At 78.6% G+C, this 19,244-nt stretch carries 17 protein-coding genes; 12 read left to right on the forward strand and 5 right to left on the reverse strand.

Going from position 1 to position 19,244, the window contains the following annotated elements; genetic code table 11:
* Positions 1 to 75 precede the first annotated feature (75 nt).
* The 3 genes from EJA20_RS07925 to ccsB are packed head-to-tail and all read left to right on the forward strand — an operon-like array spanning position 76 to position 3,886.
* On the forward strand, positions 76 to 1,008 hold the full coding sequence (locus EJA20_RS07925) for a cytochrome c biogenesis CcdA family protein (RefSeq protein ID WP_420836417.1): 933 nt from the start codon (positions 76 to 78) through the stop codon (positions 1,006 to 1,008).
* Positions 1,008 to 2,780 (forward strand): cytochrome c biogenesis protein ResB, encoded by a 1,773-nt coding sequence (gene resB, locus EJA20_RS07930; protein ID WP_129337608.1) that lies wholly within the window; start codon positions 1,008 to 1,010, stop codon positions 2,778 to 2,780. Before EJA20_RS07925 ends, resB begins: the two co-directional genes overlap by 1 nt.
* Complete coding sequence (ccsB, locus tag EJA20_RS07935) at positions 2,777 to 3,886, forward strand: c-type cytochrome biogenesis protein CcsB (protein ID WP_129337609.1); 1,110 nt, start codon at positions 2,777 to 2,779, stop codon at positions 3,884 to 3,886. Before resB ends, ccsB begins: the two co-directional genes overlap by 4 nt.
* Here the strand turns inward: ccsB and EJA20_RS07940 are convergent.
* Positions 3,871 to 4,344, reverse strand: coding sequence for a PLD nuclease N-terminal domain-containing protein (locus EJA20_RS07940; RefSeq protein ID WP_240675198.1), 474 nt, complete (start codon positions 4,342 to 4,344; stop codon positions 3,871 to 3,873). The genes ccsB and EJA20_RS07940 overlap by 16 nt on opposite strands.
* A 149-nt stretch (positions 4,345 to 4,493) precedes the next feature.
* Between EJA20_RS07940 and EJA20_RS07945 the strand changes: the two genes are divergently transcribed.
* Positions 4,494 to 4,814, forward strand: a complete 321-nt coding sequence (locus EJA20_RS07945; protein WP_129337610.1) for a DUF4229 domain-containing protein — start codon at positions 4,494 to 4,496, stop codon at positions 4,812 to 4,814.
* Between the two features lie 30 nt (positions 4,815 to 4,844).
* Here the strand turns inward: EJA20_RS07945 and EJA20_RS07950 are convergent, their stop codons facing one another.
* Positions 4,845 to 5,714: a 1,4-dihydroxy-2-naphthoate polyprenyltransferase gene (locus tag EJA20_RS07950; protein ID WP_129337611.1), complete on the reverse strand. Its 870-nt coding sequence runs from the start codon at positions 5,712 to 5,714 to the stop codon at positions 4,845 to 4,847.
* A complete protein-coding gene (locus EJA20_RS07955) occupies positions 5,711 to 7,132 on the reverse strand; it encodes an AMP-binding protein (RefSeq protein ID WP_129337612.1) in 1,422 nt (473 codons plus the stop codon). The genes EJA20_RS07950 and EJA20_RS07955 overlap by 4 nt, the downstream gene beginning before the upstream one ends.
* Positions 7,133 to 7,203: 71 nt before the next feature.
* Here EJA20_RS07955 and EJA20_RS07960 point away from each other — a divergent pair, with 71 nt between their 5' ends.
* Positions 7,204 to 8,328, forward strand: a complete 1,125-nt coding sequence (locus EJA20_RS07960) for a DUF3048 domain-containing protein (RefSeq protein WP_240675199.1) — start codon at positions 7,204 to 7,206, stop codon at positions 8,326 to 8,328.
* A 40-nt stretch (positions 8,329 to 8,368) separates the two neighbouring features.
* On the opposite strand, the gene EJA20_RS07965 is transcribed toward EJA20_RS07960, so the two are convergent.
* Positions 8,369 to 9,379 (reverse strand): 1,4-dihydroxy-2-naphthoyl-CoA synthase, encoded by a 1,011-nt coding sequence (locus tag EJA20_RS07965; RefSeq protein WP_240675201.1) that lies wholly within the window; start codon positions 9,377 to 9,379, stop codon positions 8,369 to 8,371.
* 43 nt (positions 9,380 to 9,422) lie between these two features.
* On the opposite strand from EJA20_RS07965, the gene EJA20_RS07970 reads away from it, so the two are divergent.
* From EJA20_RS07970 to EJA20_RS07985, 4 genes are all read left to right on the forward strand, one after another.
* The gene (locus EJA20_RS07970) at positions 9,423 to 10,406 is read left to right on the forward strand and encodes an o-succinylbenzoate synthase (RefSeq protein WP_129337613.1); all 984 of its coding nucleotides are present in this window, start codon (positions 9,423 to 9,425) and stop codon (positions 10,404 to 10,406) included.
* Positions 10,403 to 12,205 (forward strand): 2-succinyl-5-enolpyruvyl-6-hydroxy-3-cyclohexene-1-carboxylic-acid synthase, encoded by a 1,803-nt coding sequence (gene menD, locus EJA20_RS07975; RefSeq protein WP_129337614.1) that lies wholly within the window; start codon positions 10,403 to 10,405, stop codon positions 12,203 to 12,205. Before EJA20_RS07970 ends, menD begins: the two co-directional genes overlap by 4 nt.
* A 145-nt stretch (positions 12,206 to 12,350) precedes the next feature.
* Positions 12,351 to 13,877: a S1C family serine protease gene (locus EJA20_RS07980; protein ID WP_129337615.1), complete on the forward strand. Its 1,527-nt coding sequence runs from the start codon at positions 12,351 to 12,353 to the stop codon at positions 13,875 to 13,877.
* A gap of 96 nt (positions 13,878 to 13,973) precedes the next feature.
* Positions 13,974 to 14,921: a PLP-dependent cysteine synthase family protein gene (locus EJA20_RS07985; RefSeq protein WP_129337616.1), complete on the forward strand. Its 948-nt coding sequence runs from the start codon at positions 13,974 to 13,976 to the stop codon at positions 14,919 to 14,921.
* Between the two features lie 31 nt (positions 14,922 to 14,952).
* Here the strand turns inward: EJA20_RS07985 and EJA20_RS07990 are convergent, their stop codons facing one another.
* Positions 14,953 to 16,299, reverse strand: a complete 1,347-nt coding sequence (locus EJA20_RS07990) for an isochorismate synthase (protein ID WP_129337617.1) — start codon at positions 16,297 to 16,299, stop codon at positions 14,953 to 14,955.
* 180 nt (positions 16,300 to 16,479) lie between these two features.
* Between EJA20_RS07990 and EJA20_RS07995 the strand changes: the two genes are divergently transcribed.
* The 3 genes from EJA20_RS07995 to EJA20_RS08005 all read left to right on the forward strand — a co-directional run bounded on the left by EJA20_RS07995 (position 16,480) and on the right by EJA20_RS08005 (position 19,188).
* Positions 16,480 to 17,175: a demethylmenaquinone methyltransferase gene (locus EJA20_RS07995; RefSeq protein WP_129337618.1), complete on the forward strand. Its 696-nt coding sequence runs from the start codon at positions 16,480 to 16,482 to the stop codon at positions 17,173 to 17,175.
* Between the two features lie 284 nt (positions 17,176 to 17,459).
* Positions 17,460 to 18,758 carry a geranylgeranyl reductase family protein gene (locus EJA20_RS08000; protein WP_164983885.1) on the forward strand — a complete coding sequence of 433 codons (1,299 nt, stop codon included), beginning with the start codon at positions 17,460 to 17,462 and terminating at the stop codon, positions 18,756 to 18,758.
* A 67-nt stretch (positions 18,759 to 18,825) separates the two neighbouring features.
* Entirely contained in the window at positions 18,826 to 19,188 is a 363-nt protein-coding gene (locus EJA20_RS08005; protein ID WP_129337619.1) for an NADH-quinone oxidoreductase subunit A, read from the forward strand.
* Positions 19,189 to 19,244 lie beyond the last annotated feature (56 nt).

Consider the following 19,244-nt stretch of genomic DNA (forward strand, 5'->3'; position numbering starts at 1 on the left):
CCCCTCGTGACGGCTGCGACCGGCCTGCCCGGCGCGGTGGGCGCGGCGTCGCTCGCGCTCGCCGTGCCGGCCGACGTGGGCGACGCCTTCGGCCGCGCCGTCGCGGGCGGGTCCCTGCTCCTCGCCGTGCCCGTGGCGGTCCTCGCCGGGCTCGTGTCCTTCGCCTCCCCGTGCGTGCTCCCGCTCGTCCCGGGCTACCTCGGCCTGCTCGGCGGCCTGGGCGCCGCCGCCGGCGCGGCCCCCGGGCCGCGCCTGGGCGGTGCGGCCCTGCCCGTCGCCGCGGGGGTGCTCGGCGCGCCCGCGGCGAGACGGTCCTCCGTCGGCAGGGCCACGGCGGCCGTCCCCGCCGTCGGCACCGCCCCGGGTGCCGCCGCGACCGCCGCCCCCGGTGCCGCCCCCGGTGCCGCGCCCGCCGCCGGGGCCCGCCGCGCCCTCGTCGTCGCGACCGCGCTCTTCGTCCTCGGCTTCACGCTCGTCTTCGTCGCCTACGGGGCGCTGGCGGGGTCCCTGGGCGCGCTGCTCCTGCGCTGGGACGACGTGGTGACCCGCGTGCTCGGCGTCGTCGTGCTCGTCATGGGCCTGGTCTTCCTCGGCGCCGTGCCCGCGCTCCAGCGGGAGCGGCGTCTGCACCTGGCACCCCGCGCCGGGCTGTGGGGCGCACCCCTGCTCGGCGCGACCTTCGGCATCGGCTGGGTGCCCTGCATCGGCCCGACGCTCGCCGCGATCCTCACGCTCGGCCTCCAGGAGGGCTCCGCGGGGCGCGGCGCCGGCCTGGCCGTCGCCTTCTGCGTCGGGCTCGGCCTGCCGTTCCTCCTCGTCGCCCTCGGGGTGGGCCGGGTCGGGGCCGTGCTCCGGTTCCTCGGTCGGCACCGGCGCGCGACGACGCGGCTCGGCGGCGCGCTCCTCGTCGTGCTCGGCCTCGCGCTCGTCACGGGCGTGTGGGGGACGTGGGCGGGCTGGCTCCAGGGCGTCCTCGTCGGCGGCGACCCGTTCGTGCCGGTGGTCTGATGGCCTCCCCGACCCGCCCCTACCGTCCCGAGGGCCTCGACGACGCCTTCACCACGGGCAGCGACGCGCCCGCCCCCGCCGCGTCGCCGCCCGCGCCGGGGCCGGCGGGCACCCCGGGCGAGGCCCCCGTCGCGCTCCCGCAGCTCGGCGTCGCCGGCTGGCTGCGCTGGGGCTGGCGCCAGCTGACGAGCATGCGTGTGGCACTGCTGCTCCTCATGCTGCTGGCGGTCGCCGCCGTGCCCGGCACGGTGTGGCCGCAGAACGCGCAGGACCCGGCGCGCGTGCAGGACTACCTCGCCGACCACCCGACCGCCGGCCCGTGGCTGGACCGCCTCGGGTTCTTCGACGTGTACTCCTCCGTCTGGTTCTCGGCGGTCTACCTGCTGCTGACGGTGTCCCTCGTCGGGTGCATCCTGCCGCGCAGCCGCGTGCACCTCGCCGCGCTGCGCGGCCGCCCGCCCCGCACCCCCCGCCGCTTCGACCGGTTCCCCGCGCACGGCCGGGCGCTGTCCGACGAGGCCCCGCGCGCCCTCGTCGAGCGCGCCGCGGCCGAGCTGCGCCGCCCCTGGCCGCTGCTGCCCCTCGTGCGGCGGCACCGGGTCGACGTCCACGACGAGGGCGGCGGCACGTGGTCGGTCGCGGCCGAGCGCGGTTACCTGCGCGAGACGGGCAACCTCGTGTTCCACCTCGCGCTCGTCGGGCTGCTCGTCTGCGTGGCGACGGGCCAGCTCCTGCACTACCGCGGCCAGGTCCTCGTGGTCGAGGGGCGCGGCTTCGCCAACGCGGTCGTCTCCTACGACTCCTTCGAGCAGGGCACCGCCTTCCGGCCGGAGTCGCTCGTGCCCTTCACCCTCCGGCTCGACGAGTTCACGTCCCGGTTCGACCCCGACACCCTCCAGAGCCGCTACTTCCGCGCGGACGTCACGCTCACGGAGCCCGGGGACGAGCCCCGCACGCACGCCATCGAGGTCAACCGGCCGCTGCAGGCGGGCGGCGCGAACGTCTACCTCCAGGGCAACGGCTACGCGCCGGACGTGACGGTGCGGGACGCGACGGGCGCCGTGGCCTTCGCCGGGCCCGTGCCGTTCCTGCCGCAGGACGAGGTCTACACCTCGCGCGGCGTCGTCAAGGTGCCCGAGGTGGCGACGGGGGAGCAGATCGGCATCGTCGGGTTCCTGCTGCCCACCGCCGAGGAGGCGGCCCCCGACCTCTGGCGGTCCACCGACCCGCAGCCGGAGGACCCGGTCCTCGTCCTGTCCGTGTGGTCGGGCAACCTCGGCCTCGACACGGGCGTGCCGCAGAACGTCTACCGGCTCGACACGGCCCGGATGACGCAGGCGGTCGACGCCGACGGCCGGCCCGTCACGCTGTACGTGCGGCCCGGCGAGACCGTCGAGCTGCCCGGCGGGCTGGGCACCTTCACCTTCGAGGGCCTGCCGCGCTTCGCCGCGTTCGACCTGCGGCACGACCCGGCGCTCGCCGGCGTCCTGGCCTTCGCCCTGCTGGCGTTCGGCGGCCTCGCGGTCTCCCTGTTCGCGCCGCGGCGGCGCCTGTGGCTGCGCGGAGCGCCCGGAACGGGCGACGCCGCCGGCCGTACAGTGGTGACGGCGGCCGGGCTCGCGCGCGGCGACGACCTGGCGCTCGGCGGCGAGGTGGGGCGGCTGCTGCGCTCGGTCCTCGCGGACCCGGCCCGGACCCCTCCCGCCGGCACGGCGGCACGCAGCACCCCACCGACGGATCGGGCACCCCGCCCGGGAAGGGCGAGGTCATGACGACCGGCGACCTGAGCACCCTCCTCGTCTGGGCGGCGATGACCGCCCTGACCATCGCCCTCGTGGCCTGGACGGTGGACCTGGCCCGCATCGCCGACGCGGCGACGCAGGCGAGCCGGCGCGCCGTCGCCGCGCGCGGGCGCGTCGGGGCCCCCGCGGTGGCGGTCGCGGCCGTCCCGGTGGGCGCTCCCGTGACGGGCGGCGGGTCCGGCGGCGGGTCCGGCGGCGCCGACGCGGCCGGGGACGACCCCGACGGCTTCAGCCTCACGACGACGACCGGCAGCGGCCTCGGCCGGGCCGGCGACGACGCGCCCGCCCTGGGCCGGTCCGCCCGCGCGGAGGGCATCGCCCGCTCCACCACGTGGCTGGGACTGGTCCTGCTCGCGCTCGGCGTCGTCCTGCGCGGGGTCGCCTCGGGCCGCTGGCCGACCGCCAACATGTACGAGTTCACGCTCGTCGGGTCCCTCGTGGCCGTGGCGGTGCTCGCCGTGGTGCAGCGCCGCCGTGCCGTCGCGTTCCTCGGGGTGCTCGTGCTCGGCATCGTCGTGCTGGCGCTCGCCCTGGGCCTGCTCGTCTTCTTCGTGCAGGCCGACGCCGTGCAGCCCGCGCTCGACAGCTACTGGCTCATCATCCACGTCGGCGTCGCCATCTCCGCGACCGGGGTGTTCACGGTCGGCTTCGGGGCGGCCGTGCTCCAGATGCTCGTCGACGCGCGCGAGGAGGGGCGCAGCCGCACCCGGCTGGCCGCCTGGCGCGTGACGGGCCCGCGCTTCGCCTGGCTGGCGCAGGTGCCGAGCGCGCAGCGCCTGGAGGCCCTGTCCTTCCGCCTCAACGCGGTCGGCTTCGTGCTGTGGACCTTCACGCTCATCGGCGGCGCCATCTGGGCGGAGCACGCCTGGGGCCGGTACTGGGGGTGGGACCCCAAGGAGGTCGGCACCTTCGTCGCCTGGGTCGTCTACGCGGCCTACCTGCACGCGCGCACGACCCGCGGGTGGAACGGGCGCCGGGCCGCGTGGTTCGTCGTCGCCGGCTACGCCGTCGTGCTCGCGAACTTCACGCTCGTCAACCTCGTCGTCGACGGCAAGCACTCCTACTCGGGCCTCTGAGGGGTCCGTCCCGGCCCGGGGCCGTCCGCGCCGTCGGTGCCCTCGTCGCCCTGCCCGCCGTCGGCGTCGGGTGCCTCGTCGCGGGGCGCGTCCTGCGGGGCGGCGGCCCCCGGCTCGGCGGCCCGACGACGGCGCTGCTCCTGCTCGAGGCGCCAGAGGAACTCGGGGTCGTCGTCGGGGGCCACCGGCCCGCGCCGCACGGGCCCGCCCGACGCCCCGCCCGGCCGCGGCCCGCGGCCGGGACCCTCCCCGGCGGTCGCGCCGGCGGCCCGGGCACGGCGGGCGCTGCGGCTCGAGACGAACCACGCCGCGCCCCCGAAGGGGGTGAGGAGGATGACGACGAGCAGCCACGCCCAGGTGGGCACCGAGCGCCGGTCGCGGGCGTCGCTCTGCGCGACGTCGACGATGCAGTACACGGTGAAGGCCACCAGGAGGAGGGCGGGCAGGATGCGGCTCACCGCTCCACGGTAGCCCGCCGACCTGAGCCGCTCGCCCGCCGCCGGTCAGCCCGTGGTCACGAGAGGGTCACGACCGGGTCCGGACGGGTGCGCGCCCGGACGACCACCGGTGCCGGGGGGGTGCCAGGTCGTCGCCGTACCCTGAGGGGGTGCCGCTCCTCGTCTACTCCCTGCTGCGCCTCGCGCTGTTCGCCGTGTGCTGGGTCGCGCTCGTGCTCGTCGGCATGGGGTCGTGGCTGAGCGTGGTGGTCGCGGTGGTGCTGGCCGCCTGCCTGTCCTACCTGCTGCTCGCGCGGCCCCGCGCCGCCGCGGCGGTGTGGCTGCAGGAGCGCGACGAGGCGCGCCGCGCCCGCCGCGCCGCCGCCCCCCGCAGGGGCGTGGAGCGGGACGCCGACGAGGAGGACGCGGACGTCGAGGCCGTCCGCCCCGGCCGGGTCCCCGGCCAGGACGCGGGCGACCCGACGGCCTGAGGCCGGGCCCGAGGACGACCGGGCGACGGGCTACAGGACGAGGCCGACCGCCAGCAGGAGGCCGAGCACCAGCTCGAGGAGGCCCGTCCCGGCCAGCACGGGCACGAGGGCGACGCCCCGCGCCCCGAGCAGCACGGTGGTCGCCAGCACGACGGCCGGCCCCAGCGCGAGCAGCACGAGCAGCGACCACGGCGCCACGAGGGCGCACGTCGCGGCGAGCAGCACGGGGAGGACCACGAGGACGGCGTACGCCCGGCGGGCGCGGCGGTCCCCGAGCCGCACGGCGAGCGTGCGCTTGCCGGTGACGGCGTCCGTCGGGATGTCGCGCAGGTTGTTGGCCATGAGCAGGGCGCACGCGACGAGCCCGATGGCCACCGCGCCGACCCACGCCGGCCACGGCAGCGCGTGCGCCTGCGTCCACGTGGTGCCCAGCACCGCGACGAGGCCGAAGAAGACGAACACGGCGACCTCGCCGAGGCCGCGGTAGCCGTAGGGGTGGCGCCCGCCGGTGTAGCCCCAGGCGGCGGCGACGCACACGGCGCCGACGGCCAGCAGCCACGGGTCGCCGCTGAGCAGCACGAGCACGGTGCCGAGGACCCCCGCGACGCCGAAGGCCAGGAACGCCGCCGTGCGCACGTCCTGCGCGCGCGCCGTGAGCGAGGCGGTCAGCCGCATCGGGCCCACCCGGTCCGCGTCGGTGCCCCGCACGCCGTCGGAGTAGTCGTTGGCGTAGTTCACCCCGACCTGCAGGGCGAGCGCCACGCCCGCGGCGAGGAGCGCGCGACCCAGGTGCCCGCCCCCCGTCTGCGCGGCCGCGGCGCTGCCGACGAGGACGGGCGCCACCGCGGCGGGCAGGGTCCGCGGTCGCGCGCCCGCGACCCACTGGGCGGCCGTCGTCACCGGGGCACCCCCGTGCCGTGGGCCGTGCCGTGGCCCGTGCCGTGGCCCGTGCCGTGGCCCGTGCCGTGGCCCGCACCGTGGGTGGCGGGGCGGGTCCCGGGGCGGGTCGCGGGGGTCGCGGGCTGCGGGGCGGGGGCGGTGGGCGCCACGGGCGTCCTCTCGTCGGGAGCGGGGAGGGCAGAGGAGGTGAGCAGCGCCGCGGCCAGGGCGGCGGCCGCGCGGCGGTCGGGCTTGCCGGGGCCGCGCGCCGGCAGGGCGTCGACCACGAGCACGGCCCGGGGCGCGTGGGCCGGCCCGAGGCGCGGGGCCACCGCGGCGCGCGCGGCGGGGAGCAGGTCGGGCGCCCCCGTCCCGCCGGCTCCCGGGGTGGGGACGACGAGGGCCACGAGGGCACGGCCCCACTCGGGGTCCGGGACCCCGACGACGAGCGCCTCGGCCACCCCCGGCACGCCGGCGAGCAGCGCCTCGACCGCGGCGGGGGCCACGTTGACCCCGCCGGTGACCACGACGTCGTCGAGCCGGCCGAGCACCGCGAGCCGCCCGTCGGCGTCGCGGCGGCCGAGGTCCGAGGTCCGCAGCAGCCGGAGGCCGTCCGCGCCCGGCACGAACGCCGCCGCGTCGAGGTCGGGCCGGTCGCGGTGCCCGAGGGCCAGCACGGGCCCGCCGAGCAGGACGCGCCCGGCGCCCGAGGCGTCGACGCCGTCGAGCTGCACCCGCACGCCGTCGAGGGGCACCCCGTCGTAGACGCAGCCGCCGCAGGTCTCCGTCATGCCGTAGGTGAGGACGAGGCGGACGCCGGCCGCGCGGGCACGCGCCACGAGCTCCGCGGAGGCGGCCGCACCGCCGACGAGCACGGCGGCGAAGCCGCGCAGCGCCTCCGTGGCGGCGGGGTCGGCCAGCAGGCGGCGCAGCTGCGTGGGCACGAGGCTCGTGAGCGCGGGGGCGGCCGCGGCGACGAGCGGCGCGGCGGCGGCGGTGAAGGCGTCGGCGCGGAACGGCCCGGGCGGCAGGACGGCCGGCGCCGTGCCCGCCAGGACCGAGCGGACGAGGACCTGCACGCCCGCGACGTGGTCGACCGGGAGCGCGAGCAGCCACCGGTCGGCGGCCGCCGGCCCCGCGGCGGTCCCGGCGGTCGCGAGCCGCGCCGCCGTCGCCGCCGCGGAGGCGCGCAGGGCGTCGCGGCCGAGCAGGACCGTCTTCGGCTCGCCCGTCGAGCCCGAGGTCGTCAGGGCGAGGGCCGTGGCGTCGGGCACCACGCCGTCCGGGTCCCCGTCGGCGCCGGCCCCCGGCGCGCGCCCCTCGTCGGGACCCGTCCGGGGCACGGGCAGCAGGGCGGGGCCGGTGCCCTCCAGGGCGGCGGCGAGCCGGGGGAGCAGGGCCTCCGCGCGTGCGGGGACGCGCAGGAGGGGACGGCTCACCGGCCCAGCCTAGGCCCGGGGGCCCGGGCCCCGGCCGTACGCTGACCCGGCCCTGCTCGAGGAGGACCCCCGTGACCGTCGCCGTGCGACCCACCGCCGTGCCGCCCGCCGCCGCCCCGCGCCGCCCCCGGCGCACCGCCCTCGCGGCCCTCGCCGCGCTCGTCGTGCTCGCCCCGGCGGCCTGCTCGGGGGACGACGGCGCGGCCGCGCCGACCACCACGGCCACGGTGCGGGTCCCCGGCGTCGTCGAGCCGACGAAGGCCGCCCCGCCGGAGCCGGCCGTGCCGGTCGTGTGGCCCCTGACGGGGGTGGGGACGGACGCCGTCGCCGCCCGTCCCGCCCTGGCGGTCAAGATCGAGAACTCCGCCGTGGCGCGGCCGCAGACGGGCCTGGAGCAGGCGGACGTCGTCGTCGAGGAGGTCGTCGAGGGCGGCATCACGCGCTTCATCGCCGTCTACCACTCGCAGGTGCCGGGCGAGGTCGGCCCCATCCGCTCCATCCGTCCCATGGACGCGGACCTCATGGCGCCCCTGCACGGGCTGCTGGCGTTCTCGGGCGGCCAGCCGCAGTTCGTCCAGCGCATCCAGGACGCCGGCGTGCAGGTGCTGAGCATGGACGCCGGTGCGCCGGGGTTCTACCGCAAGCGCGGGGTCGCCCCCGCCCCGCACAACGTCTACGGCACGCCCGAGACGTTCTGGGGCCAGGCGGCGGCGGACCGCACGTCCCCGCCGGCCCCCCTGCTGCCCGTCGCGCTGCGCGCGGACGCGGCCACCGCCGCCCAGCTGGGCACCCCGGCGGCGTCGCTCACGACGACCTTCTCGCGGTCCGCCTCCCCGGGCTGGACGTGGGACGGCGCCTCGGGCACGTGGCTGCGGTCGGAGGGGCCGACGGCGTCGGTGTCGGCGTCCGGCGCCCGGCTGGCGGCGACGAACGTCCTCGCCCTCCGCGTCCAGGTGAACCCGGACGTGGGCCGGGACCCGGCGGGCAACCCGATCCCCGAGACGATCGTCGCGAACAGCGGCGGCGACGGCCTCCTCGCCTCCGGCGGCAAGGTGCTCCCCGTGCGCTGGTCGATGGGGGCGACCGGGTCGCCGCTCGCCGTGACGACGGACACCGGGGCGGCGGTCACGCTCGCCCCCGGCACCACGTGGGTGGAGCTCGTCCCGGTGACGACGGGCGCGATCACCACGGGCTGAGGCGGGCGCGGCGCCGGGCGTCCAGCAGGGCGCCGGGCGGTCAGTAGGCGTAGGGGAAGCCGGACCAGTCCGGCGCGCGCCGCTCGAGGAACGCGTCGCGGCCCTCGACGGCCTCGTCCGTCATGTACGCCAGCCGGGTGGCCTCCCCGGCGAAGACCTGCTGGCCGGCCAGCCCGTCGTCGGCGAGGTTGAAGGCGAACTTCAGCATGCGGATGGCCTGCGGGGACTTCGTCGCGACGACCCGCGCGTACTCCCAGCCCGCCGCCTCGAGCTCGGCGTGCGGGACCACGTCGTTCACGGCGCCCCACGCGCGCGCCTGCTCCGCGTCGTACTCGCGCGCGAGGAAGAAGATCTCGCGCGCGACCTTCTGGCCCACCTGGCGGGCGAGCAGCGCCGAGCCGTAGCCGGCGTCGAAGGAGCCGACGTTCGCGTCCGTCTGCATGAAGCGGGCGTGCTCCCGGCTGGCGATCGTGAGGTCGGCGACGACGTGCAGGGAGTGCCCGCCGCCGGCCGCCCAGCCGTTGACGAGGGCGACGACGACCTTGGGCATCGTCCGGACGAGGCGCTGCACCTCCAGGACGTGCAGCCGGCCCGCGCGCGCCGGGTCCCAGCCGGCGGCGGTCTCCTGCGCCACGTCGCCGGTGTACCGGTAGCCGTCGCGACCGCGGATCCGCTGGTCGCCGCCGGAGCAGAAGGCGCGGCCGCCGTCCCTGGGGCTCGGCCCGTTGCCCGTGAGGAGCACCGTGCCGACGTCGGAGGTCTGCCGGGCGTGGTCCAGCACCGCGTAGAGCTCGTCCACGGTGTGGGGACGGAAGGCGTTGCGGACCTCGGGCCGGTCGAACGCCACCCGGACGACCGGGACGTCCCGCTCCGTCGCCCCCGCGGCGGCCTCCGCGTCCGTCGGCCGGGCGACGCCGCGGTGGTAGGTCACGTCCGTCAGCCCCTCGAAGCCGGGCACGGTGCGCCAGCGGCGGGGGTCGAACGTCTCGGAGACGGTCGCGGGCAGCGGGGAGGGCGTCGGCTGTGCGGGGGGCACGGGGGCGGTCGTCACGGCCGTCAGCGTAGGCGGGCGCGCGCGCCTAGCCTGGGCGGCTGTGACCCCTGCCGCCGCGCCGCCCCCGGTCGTCTGGGACGTGCCCCTGCGCACCCGGTTCCGCGGCCTGGACCGTCGCGACGGGGTCCTCCTGCGCGGCGACGCCGGCTGGGCGGAGCTCAGCCCCTTCTGGGACTACGACGCGGCGGAGTCGGCCGCCTGGCTGCGCGCCGCGCGGGAGGCCGCCGACACCGGGTGGCCGGACCCCGTGCGCGACCGGGTGCCCGTCAACGTCACCGTGCCGGCGGTCGACGCCGCGACCGCCCGCGCGATCGTGCTCGCCTCCGGCGGGTGCCGCACGGCCAAGGTCAAGGTCGCCGAGCGGGGGCAGGGGCTCGACGAGGAGGTCGCCCGGCTCGAGGCCGTCCGCGACGCCCTGGGCCCCGACGGCCGCATCCGGGTGGACGCCAACGCGGCGTGGGACGTCGACACCGCCGCGGCCCGGCTCGCCGTGCTCGACCGGGCGGCCGGGGGCCTGGAGTACGCGGAGCAGCCCGTGCCGTCCGTGGCGGACCTCGCGGCCCTGCGCCGCCGCACCCCGGTCCCGCTGGCGGCCGACGAGTCCGTCCGCCGCGCCGAGGACCCGCTGGCCGTCGCGCGGGCCGGGGCCGCGGACGTCCTCGTGCTCAAGGTCCAGCCCCTCGGGGGCGTGCGTGCGTGCCTGCGGCTGGCGGAGCGCACGGGCCTGCCCGTGGTCGTGTCCTCCGCCCTCGAGTCCTCCGTAGGGCTCGCGGCCGGGCTCGCGCTGGCCGCCGCGCTGCCCGAGCTGCCCTACGCGTGCGGGCTGGCGACGGCCCAGCTGCTCGCGCAGGACCTCGTCGCCGAGCCCCTGCTGCCGCAGGACGGGAGCATCGCCGTGCGCCGCCCCGAGCCGGACGCCGCACGCCTGGCCGCCGCGCGCGCCGACGCCGACCTCGACGCGCGCTGGCGCACCCGGCTGGCCGCGATCGAGGCGGCGGCGCTCGCGGCGGGGGGCGTCCGGTGACCGGCGCCGACACGTCCGGCGCCGCACCGTCCGGCGCCGACCCGTCGGGGTCCGCCGGTCCCGCCGCGCACGCCGCCCGCGTGCTGCTCGCCGCGCTCGCGGACCTCGGCGTCCGCGCCGTGGTGCTCGCCCCGGGCTCGCGCAGCGCGCCGCTGGCCGCCGCGCTCGTGGACGCGAGCCTGCCCGACGACGCCCGCCCGGAGGGCGCTCCCGCCCTCGACCTCCACGTGCGGGTCGACGAGCGGGTGGCCGGCTTCCTCGCGCTGGGGCTGGCCCGCGCGAGCGGGGCGCCGGTGGCGGTCGTCACGACGTCGGGCACCGCCGTGGCCAACCTGCACCCGGCCGTGCTCGAGGCGCACCACGCCGGGGTCCCGCTGCTGCTGCTCACCGCCGACCGGCCGCACGAGCTGCGCGGGACGGGGGCGAACCAGACGACGGAGCAGGTCGGGCTCTTCGCGGGCGCCGTCCGGCTGGCCGTCGACGTCCCCGCCCCGACGGGCCGCCCCGGCGAGGACGGGGACCTGCGCGCCGTCGCCGTGCGGGCCGTCACGGCGGCGACCGGGGCGCGCACGGGCACCCCCGGCCCGGTCCACCTCGACCTCGCGTACCGCGAGCCGCTGCTGCCCGTGGTCGGCAGCCCGTGGCCGCCGCCGCGCCCGGCCGCCCGCGTGGTGCCCGCCGCGCCCGGGGCCGGGCCGGACCTGCCGCTGCCCGACGACCGGCCGACGGTCGTCGTCGCCGGTGACGGGGCGGGCGGCGTCGCGGCCGCGCTGGGCCGGGCCCGCGGCTGGCCCGTCCTCGCCGAGCCGTCCTCGGGCGCCCGCACGGCATCGGCGGGGCCGGCCGCCTACCGGCTGCTCCTCGAGCACCCCGCGCTCGGCGGCCGGGTGCGCCGGGCCGTCGTCCTCGGCCGGCCGACGCTGAGCCGCCCCGTGCAGCGGCTCCTCGGCCGTCCGGACGTCGAGACGGTCGTCGTCGCCCTCGGCGGGGCGCCGTGGCCGGACGCCGCCCGCGCGGCGGACCTCGTGCTGCCCGGCGTGCCGCCCGCCTGGCTGGAGCCCGGCCGGGACGAGCCGCCGACCTCCCCGTGGTCCGCCGCGTGGACGGAGGCCGGGCGGCGGGCCGACGCCGCGGTCGACGCGGTCCTCGCCGCCGGCCGGGGCGCCGACGCCCCCGCGACCCGCGCCCTCCCGCCCCTGACCGGCCCCGAGGTGGCGCGGGCCGTCGCCGCGGCGTCGGCGCCGCAGGACGTGCTCGTCGTCGGCTCCTCCAACCCCGTGCGCGACCTCGACCTGCTCGCCCGGTGGGACGCGCCGCCGCTCGTCCTCGCCAACCGCGGGCTGGCCGGCATCGACGGCACGCTCTCGACGGCGGTCGGCGTCGCGCTCGCGCTGCCCCGCCGCCGCGTGCGGGTCCTCGTCGGGGACCTCACCTTCCTGCACGACGTGGGCGGGCTCCTCGTCGGGACCCTGGAGCGCGACGTGGACCTGCAGGTCGTCGTGGCCGACGACGACGGCGGCTCCATCTTCCACACGCTCGAGCCGGGGGAGCCCGAGCGCGCGGCCGGCTTCGAGCGCGTCTTCGGCACGCCCCAGGGGGCCGACCTCGCCGCCCTCTGCGCCGGGCTGGGCGTCCGGCACACCCGGGTGAGCCACCCCGACGCCCTGGCGGCTGCCCTGGCCGCGCCGGGGACCGGTCGCAGCGTGGTGCAGGTGCGGGTCGACCGGACGGACCGCCGGGGGCTGGGCGAGCGGCTCCGGGTGGCGGTCCTGCGGGCCCTGGACGGACCCTGGTCCTAGGGACGGCACCGGGCGGGACGGGCGCGGTCGGCAGGTCCGTGCGGCTGGGGCCGGCGCGCCGGACTCACAGGCGCCGTCCAGCGAGGTCCGAGCGTGCCCTCAGACCCGGGGGGTCTGATGAGCACGACGAGAGGGAGGCAGCACCGTGACCACCACGAACAGCAGCGGCTACGAGCCCCGCACGCCGGCCGGGGCCGCCCCGGGCGCCGACGCCCCGACCTGGCAGCACCCGGCGGTGGCCCAGGGGGGCGGACGGGGGTCCGAGGGGCACCCCCAGGGCGCGCCGACGCAGACGCTGCCCCCGCTCGCGGTGCCCGGCGGACCCGGCGGACCCGGTGGACCCGGCGGACCCGGGGGCTTCGGCCCCTTCGGCCCCGACGGCACCCCGAGGGAGCAGCGGCCCGCCCCGCGCCCCCGCCGCCGCTCGACCTGGCTCCCCGTGACGGTCGCTGCGCTGCTGGCCGCCGGCGCCGCCTCCGCGGGCACCGCGCTCGCCGTCGGCGCCGCGGACGACGCGCCGCCCGCCGCCAGCACCTCCATCGCCGACCTCGACCGCCCCGCCGAGGACGGCCCCGTGCAGACCGCCGCGACGACGAGCCCCGACTGGGAGGCCGTCGCCGAGGCCGTGAAGGACTCCGTCGTGGCGATCCAGGTGGCGACCGCCGGCGGCGGCGCCGAGGGCTCCGGCGTGGTCGTCGACGCCGAGGGGCACGTCGTCACGAACAACCACGTCGTGTCCGGTGCCGAGACGGTCCAGGTCACCCTGAGCGACGGGCGCCTCTTCGAGGCGGAGGTCGTCGGCACCGACCCGACCACCGACCTCGCCGTCATCCGGCTCACCGACCCGCCGCAGGACCTCACGCCCGCGACCTTCGGCCGGTCGGACGACGTCGTCGTCGGGCAGCCGGTCATGGCCGTCGGCAACCCGCTGGGGCTGGCCAACACCGTGACGACCGGCATCGTCTCCGCGATCGACCGCCCCGTGTCGGCCTCGGAGCAGGGCAGCACGGACCAGGGGTCGGTGACGAACGCCCTCCAGGTCGACGCCGCCATCAACCCCGGCAACTCGGGCGGCCCGCTGTTCGACGGCGAGGGCCGCGTCATCGGCATCAACTCCTCCATCGCGACGCTGTCGAGCGCGTCGGGCTCCATCGGGCTGGGCTTCGCCATCCCGGTCGACCTCACGCGGACGATCGCCGAGCAGCTCATCGCCGACGGCACCGCCGAGCACGCGTTCCTCGGCGTCAGCCTCGGCGACGGCACGGCGACGGCGGACGGCGTCACCCGGCGCGGGGCGCTCGTCGGCGAGGTCACCGCCGGCTCCCCCGCGGAGAGCGCGGGCCTGCAGGCCGACGACGTCGTCGTCGCGATCGACGGCGAGCCCGTCGTCGGGGCCGAGTCCCTCACGGCGTACGTGCGGGAGAGGTCCGCCGGCGACTCCGTGACGCTCACGGTCGTCCGCGGCGGGCGGTCCCTCGAGGTGCCCGCCACGCTGGCGACCCGCGAGGAGACGACGGCGGCGACCCCGGACCAGGGCGGCACCGCCCCGGGCGACGAGGGCAGCGGCGAGGGCAGCGGCGACGGCTCCTCCGACGTGCGCCCCGACAACATCCCCGAGGACCTGTGGGAGTGGCTGCAGGAGCAGGGCCTGGTCGGCGAGGGCCAGGGCTGAGCGGGCCCGGCGCGCGCCGGGCAGGACCGAAGGGGGGCGGCGCCGGCGGGCGCCGCCCCCCTTCCGCCGCGCCGGGCGCAGGAGTACGACTGCGGGATGGGCGGCGACGGGGTCGGGGCGGGGGTGCTCGACGCGATCGGCGGCACGCCGCTCGTGGCGCTGGCGGCGGTGGTGCCCCCCGGCGCCGCCCGCCTGCTCGTCAAGCTCGAGGGCGGCAACCCCACGGGCAGCTACAAGGACCGCCTCGCGCGGGCGGTGGTCCTCGCCGCGGAGGCGGACGGGCGGCTGGCCCCGGGGCAGCCCGTCGTCGAGTACACGGGCGGCAGCACGGGGTCCTCGTTGGCGCTCGTCTGCGCCGTGACCGGCCACCCGCTCACGCTCGTCTCGTCGGACGCCTTCGCCGCGGAGAAGCTGCGCACGATGGCGGCCCTCGGGGCCGACGTCCGGGTCGTGCCCAGCGACGGCGGCCGCCTCACGCCGGACCTCTTCGCGCGGATGCGCGAGGAGGCCCTGCGCCTGCGGGACGCCACGGGCGCGTGGTGGGTGGACCAGTTCCACAACACGGACGCCCTCGTCGGCTACGCCGGGCTCGGCGAGGAGGTCGCGGCGCAGGTGGCGGCCGACGGGGGGCGGGTCGACGTCCTCTGCGCCGGGGTGGGGACCGCGGGGATGCTCGTCGGGGCGGCCCGGGCCCTGCGCGCGCGGGGCCCCCTGCGCGTCGTGGCGCTCGAGCCCGCGTCGGCGCCGCTGCTCACGCGGGGCCGCACGGGCGCGCACCGCGTCGAGGGCATCGCGACGGGGTCGGTGCCGCCGCTGCTCGCGCCCGGCGACCTCGACGGGGCGCGGACGGTCGACGAGGGCGAGGCCCGCGCGCTGGCGCGACGCCTGGCGCGGGAGGAGGGCCTGTTCGCGGGCACCTCGACGGCCGTGAACGTCCTCGGCGCGCTCGCGGTGGCGGCCGAGCTCGGGCCCGGGTCCACCGTGGTCACCGTCGCCTGCGACACGGGCCTGAAGTACCTGGCCGGCGACCTCTTCGCGGCGTGAGGGGGTCCGACGCGCCCCCGCCCGGTGCGCGTCAGGCGCCGAGCGCGGTCCGCATGGGCTCGAGCTTCGCCTCGGACTCGGCGACCTCGGCCGCGGGGTCCGACGCGCCGACGATGCCGCAGCCCGCGAACAGCCGCAGCCGGTGCGGGTCGTCCGGGTCGACCTCGGCCGAGCGCAGGGCCAGCGCCCACTCGCCGTCGCCGTCGGCGCCGAACCAGCCCACGGGACCGGCGTAGCGCCCGCGGTCCATCCCCTCGACGCGGCGGATCACGGCCCGCGCCGCGGCGGTGGGCGTGCCGCAGACCGCCGCCGTGGGGTGCAGGGCCGCGGCCAGCGCGAGCGAGGACGGGTGCGCGTGCTGGTCCGTGAGCACGCCGGTGACGTCGGACGCCAGGTGCAGCACGTTCGGCAGGTGCAGGACGAAGGGCGCGTCGGGCACGTTCGTCGACGAGAGGAACGGCGTGATCGCCTCGACGAGGGACTGCACCGCGTACTCGTGCTCCTCGAGGTCCTTCGAGGAGTGCGCCAGGATCGCGGCGCGGGCGAGGTCGGCGGCCTCGTCGCCCGTGCGCCGGATGGTGCCGGCCAGCACGCGCGAGGTCACCAGCCCCTTCTCCGAGCGCACGAGCAGCTCCGGCGTCGCGCCCAGCAGCCCGTCGACGCTGAAGGTCCAGCAGGAGGGGTAGCGCTCGGCCAGCCGCCCGAGCGGCCAGCGCGGGTCCAGCGGCCGCTCCGTGCGCACCGGCACGTCCCGCGCGAGGACCACCTTCTCGACCTCGCCCTCGCGCACCGCGGCGATGCCGCGCCCGACGACCGCGCGCCACGCGTCGGCGGGGGGCCCCTCGTCGAGGACGGCCCCCGGCGCCTCGACGGGCGGCCGGTGCCCGGTGACGTCCGCGAGCGTGGGGGCCGTGCCGATCCGGGCGCCCGTGGTCACCGTGGTGAGCCAGGCGTGCCGCCCACGCCGCCCCACGACGACCCGCGGGACGACGACGACGCCGCCGCGGGGCGAGGCGTCGTCGAAGGCGAAGGAGCCGAACGCGACGGGCCCCGTGCCGGGCAGCCCCACCTCGTCACGGACGATGGCGTGGCGCAGGGCCTCGCGCCAGGCCGCGTCGGCGTCGGCGAACCGGTCCGGGCCCGACACCTCCACGCGCAGCGCCTCGCCCCACGCGACGAGCCCGTCGCCGCGGCGGACCCACACGAGGGGCGCCTCCCGCGGCACGAGGTCGACGAGGTCGCCGAGCGCGTCGGGGTCCAGCGCCACGGTGCGGACGAGGAGGGGCTCGCGGCGGCCGCGTCGGACGGGCCCCTCGGGGGTGCCGCGGTCCGGGGTGCCGCCGTCGGGGGCCGGGATCGGGGAGGTCGAGCCGCTCATCGTCCCGCCAGCCTAGGTCCCGGGCGCTGTGGAGGTCGTGCGGCGGGCTGGCAGCGCGCTGAGCGGGCGGCCCGGCCGGCACGCCTCCCGGAGCGCGCGGTGCCCGCGCCCAGGTCGTCCGTCCACCGCGGGCGGGGTCCCGGCGCCGGCCGGACGCCGGCGACCTGACACGATGGCGCCATGGCCCGCGCCTCCCTCGACAAGGACCCGCACGACGTCGCCGCGATGTTCGACGCGGTCGCCCGGCGGTACGACCGCACGAACGACGTGCTCTCGCTCGGGCAGGACCGCCTCTGGCGCCGCGCCACGCTGGCGGCGCTCGACGCCCGGCCCGGGGAGACGGTGCTCGACCTCGCGGCGGGCACGGGCACCTCGAGCGAGCCCCTCGCGGACCGCGGCGTGCGCGTCGTCCCCTGCGACCTGTCGACGGGGATGCTGGCCGTCGGGCACCGGCGCCGGCCCGACCTGCCGTTCGTCGCCGGGGACGCCACCTCCCTGCCCTTCGCGGACGCCTCGTTCGACGCCGTGACGATCTCCTTCGGCCTGCGCAACGTCGTCGACCCGGCCGCGGGCCTGGCCGAGATGCTCCGCGTGACGCGCCCGGGCGGGCGGCTCGTCGTGTGCGAGTTCTCCCGGCCCACCTGGGCGCCGTTCCGGGCCGTGTACGACCGGTACCTCACCCTCGCCCTGCCGCGGATCGCCCGGGCGGTCGCGGGGGAGTCCGAGGCCTACGCGTACCTGTCCGAGTCCATCCTCGGGTGGCCGGACCAGCACGGCCTGGGGCGCATGCTCAAGGACGCGGGCTGGGGCGCCGTCGCGTACCGGAACCTGTCGGGCGGCGCCGTCGCGCTGCACCGGGGGACGCGCCCGGCCTGAGCGCCGGTGCCCCGTCCTGGCCCCGGTCCTGGCCCCGGCGCCACCCCGCCGCCACGCCGCCGTCACCCCGTCGTCGCCCTGCCGTCGCCCCGCCCTCGCCCCGTCGACCGCCGGCGCGTCGGGACCTCCGTCCCGGCCGGCCGGGCCGTCGGCACGCCCACAGCCCCATGACGTGCACATCTCCTGAGCGTGGTGAGGTGTGACTTGGCAGACATCCCGCGATTCGCCTCGTACAGTGACGCCCGGACGACGACGTGACGACGACGTGACGAGGTGGGTCTGCCGTGCAGGACCTCAGGGGCGAAGCCGCTGACGTGATCGTGGTGGGTGCCGGGCCCGCGGGCGCGAGCGCCGCGTACCACTGCGCCGCCGCGGGCCTGTCCGTGCTGCTGCTCGACAAGGCCTCCTTCCCGCGCGACAAGATCTGCGGCGACGGCCTCACGCCCCGCGCCGTCGCCGAGCTCGTGCGGATGGGTGTGAGCCTGCGGGAGTCGGACGGCTGGATCCGCAACGTGGGCCTGCGCGTCCTCGGCGGCGGGCACGTCGTGGAGCTGCCCTGGCCGGAGCTGTCCTCCTACCCGTCCTACGGGCTGGCCCGCACCCGGATGAGCCTGGACCACCTCCTCGTCGACCACGCCCGCGCCGCGGGGGCGAAGGTGGCCGAGCGCACGCAGGTGACCCGCGTCGTCACCGACGAGCGCACGGGTCGCGTCGTCGGCGTCCGCACCCGGCCGCTGGACGAGCGCGGCCGCCGGCTGGACGACGAGGAGACGGAGCTGCGCGCGCCGCTCGTCGTGGCGGCGGACGGGGTCTCGGCCCGCGTCGCGACCGGCGTCGGCCGGGCCAAGCGCGACGACCGCCCCATGGGCGTGGCCGTGCGGACCTACTTCCGCACCCCGCGGCACGAGGACCCGTGGATGGAGAGCCACCTCGAGCTCTGGGACGGCGAGCCGGGCCGGTCGGACCTCATGCCGGGCTACGGCTGGGTGTTCGCGCTGGGCGACGGCACGGCGAACGTGGGCCTGGGGTCCGTGAGCTCGACGGCCGCCGCCACGGACGTGGACTACCGCGCCCTGTTCGCGCGGTGGATGGAGCACGTGCCGGCCGAGTGGGGCTTCACGCCGGAGAACCAGCTGGGCCCCGTGCGCGGCGCGGCGCTGCCCATGGCCTTCAACCGCGGGCCGCTCTACGCGGACGGCCTCATGCTCGCCGGGGACGCGGGCGGCATGGTCAGCCCCTTCAACGGGGAGGGCATCGCCTACGCGCTCCAGGCGGGCCGGGAGGCCGCCGACGCCGCCGTGCAGGGGCTCGCGCGCGGCACCGCGGCCGGGCGCGAGCGGGCCTTCGCCGCCTACGAGAGCCGTCTCAAGGACGACCTCGGCGGCTACTGGACGCTCGGGCGCGTCTTCGTCTCCCTCATCGAGCGGCCCGAGGTCATGCGGGTGTGCACGCGCTACGGGCTGCCGCGGCCGCTGCTCATGAAGTTCGTGCTCAAGCTCCTCGCCGACTGCTGGGAGCCGCGCGGCGGCGACTGGGCGGACCGCACCATCGCCGCGCTCTCGCGGATGGCGCCGGCCGCATGACCGCCCGCGCCACCACCCGCAGCCGGACCCGACCCCGCGACCTGACCGCCACCGCCGGAGGACAGCCGTGACGAACCCCTTCGTGCCGCTCCTGGTGCTCATGGGCATCGCGGCCGTGCTCGCCGTCGGCGGGCTCGCGGCCAGCGTCGTCCTGGGGCCGAAGCGGTACAACCGCGCGAAGCTCGAGGCGTACGAGTGCGGCATCGACCCCACCCCGCACGCGGTCGGCGGCGGGCGGTTCCCGGTGAAGTACTACCTCGTCGCGATGACCTTCATCGTCTTCGACATCGAGGTCGTCTTCCTCTACCCGTGGGCCGTGAGCTTCGCCGAGCTGGCGACGTTCGGGCTCGTCGCGATGCTCGCGTTCCTCGTCCTCATCACCGTGCCGTTCGTCTACGAGTGGCGCCGCGGGGGCTTCGAGTGGGACTGAGGGGGCGGCGGCAGCAGGCAGGGCCGCCACGGCAGGCAGCACACGCAGCAGACGCA

Origin of the sequence: Cellulomonas endophytica (assembly GCF_004123805.1) — a bacterium.
Lineage (GTDB): Bacteria > Actinomycetota > Actinomycetes > Actinomycetales > Cellulomonadaceae > Cellulomonas > Cellulomonas endophytica.